At 63.5% G+C, this 2184-nt stretch carries 1 protein-coding gene; it reads right to left on the bottom strand.

The annotated features are described in order from the left end of the window. Positions 1–102: 102 nt before the first annotated feature. On the bottom strand, positions 103–1629 hold the full coding sequence (gene ltrA / locus ABZU75_RS46240; protein WP_355569905.1) for a group II intron reverse transcriptase/maturase: 1527 nt from the start codon (positions 1627–1629) through the stop codon (positions 103–105). Positions 1630–2184: the final 555 nt, after the last annotated feature.

Genomic DNA, 2184 nt, shown 5'->3' on the forward strand with positions numbered 1-2184 from the left:
GCGCAGTGCTGGCCTTGCGGCCAGTCCGTTTCCCCGGCCCGCCCGCCGAACCCGGCGTGCCTCTCTCAAGGCACCGGGCTCTCCACGTGTCTTGCTCTTTGGTCAGCCGCCAGTCGTGGCGGCTGCCGGTTCCGGGACGGTCCACGCGTTCGGAATCGTGTGTCCGCGGTAGCGGTAACGGATCACTTTGACGCTGGCGGCGCCGGTGAACTCACGTCCGTTATAGGTGATCTTCCAGGTGCCCGGCAGGCAGAATCTGCGTCGCATCTCCTGTCTGCTGAGCCGGGAGTGTTTTCGGAAGATCCAGTTCGCGACACAGCGCCATGTGAAGCTGTCGATCGCGTTGAACACGTCCTTGGACACCCCATGCCGGAAGTAGTTCGCCCACCCTCGCAGCATCCGGTTGAGGCTGAGAATCAGCTCGTCCAGGTCCTGATAGAGGGTTGACCTGTGGGTCTTCGTCTTCACCTTGTCCTTGATCGACTGAACGGCCTTCTTGGACGGCATGGTGTAGACGTAGTACTTCTGCGTTCCTCGTTTGCGCATCCGCCGGATGTGAAAGCCGAGGAAGTCGAAGCCCTCGTCGATGTGGACCACGCGGGTCTTCTCCGGAGACAGACGCAGCCCCAATGGGGCGAGCACGTCTGCGACCTGCTCACGCAGACCTTCGGCGTCGTGGCGCTCACCGGTCAGCATGACGACGAAGTCGTCGGCATATCGGACGAGCCGCCAGTTGGCCAGGCCGTTCTTCCTGCGCTTCTCCCGCTTGTAGTTGGTTCCCATCAGCTCCTCCCACTGCTGGTCGAAGTACTCATCCAGCGTCGAGAGGGCGATGTTGGCCAGAAGCGGGGAGAGAATTCCACCTTGTGGGGTGCCCGCGAAGGTCGCTTCCCGCTCACCGTTGGTCGTCATGACCCCGGCTTTCAGGAACGCCCTGACCAGCGCACCGACCTTCTTGTCCTTGATCCTCACCCGCAGGCGGCCCATCAGGGCGGTGTGGTCGATCTCGTCGAAACACGCCTTGATATCCGCCTCCAACACCCACCGGTAGTTGATGGGTGCCGAGGCCAGGTGATGGATCTCAGCAATCGCGTCATGCGCCCGCCGGCCGGGACGGAACCCATATGAGCATGGGAGGAAATCCGCCTCAAAGATGGGTTCGAGCACCGCTTTGAGACTTGCCTGGACGACCCGGTCCGCGACGGTGGGGATCCCCAGCTTGCGGAGCTTCCCGCTCGCCTTGGGAATCATCACCTGCCGCACCTCGACCGGCTGGAACTCGCTCGACTTTAGCGATCTCCGGATCTCCTCCAGGAAAGCCTCGACACCGATCCGCGTCTCGATCCGGGCCACGGTGGCCCGGTCGATTCCCGGCGTCTTTGCCCCGGCGTTGGAGGCGACACGTTCCCACGCGTCCACCAAAAACGCCGGGTCACATACGAGGTTGAACAGGTCACCGAACCGGCGGGAAGAATCTTCTCCCGCCCAACGATGCAACTTGATCTGCATCCTCCGTACCGTGCGCTCGGCCGACCACGGGTCAGGCCAAACGACGGCGTCGGTGTTCACCGACGCGTCTTCGGACATTGCATTGCTCTCCTTGTCTGACACGCTGCCGTCCTTCCCCATGTGACCGGCTCTCCCGGCCTCGGAGTACTACGACGGCTCCGCCCCACCTGAACCCTTCGGCTGGCATCGCGCCTATCCCCGCCGGTTCCCTGGCAAGGAAACGGACAGGGAAGCGGTCCAGGTGGTTCCCACGTTCACTGACGTCCGATCGACGGGTTAGGCACCCGGCTATACCCCTGCGGCCTCGCCACGGCTACGCCGTAGTCCTTCACCATGGCCTCCCGCCCGGATGAGGCAATATCCGAACGAGAGCTCCCCACCCGCGATGAGGGGCAGGAACGCACCGCTGACCAGCCCATATCCACTGGGTTTGAGCTGGCGTCACATCAAGAGGCGTAACAACACCGGTTCCTCTCGTATACCTTCCCGTCTCGCTCACCGGGCCCGGCCCCTCCAGCAGTCCTGGGCCGACCCGACTTTGTCGAGGCTGCTCCCGCCCTCACCGGCAATCCCCGGTTCGAGCTGCCTCCAGCTTCACCTCACCGCTACGACGGCGAGGAGATGGTGGTCTTCCACCTCCATCCGGACAAATCAGCGCCTCGTGGCGCACTGCCC

Source organism: Streptosporangium sp. NPDC005286 (genome assembly GCF_040607515.1).
GTDB lineage: Bacteria > Actinomycetota > Actinomycetes > Streptosporangiales > Streptosporangiaceae > Streptosporangium.

What these genes read in the sequence shown, in the direction of transcription:
- ltrA (WP_355569905.1), bottom strand. Translation starts at nt 1,629, where the DNA reads ATGGGGAAGGACGGCAGCGTGTCAGACAAGGAGAGCAATGCAATGTCC.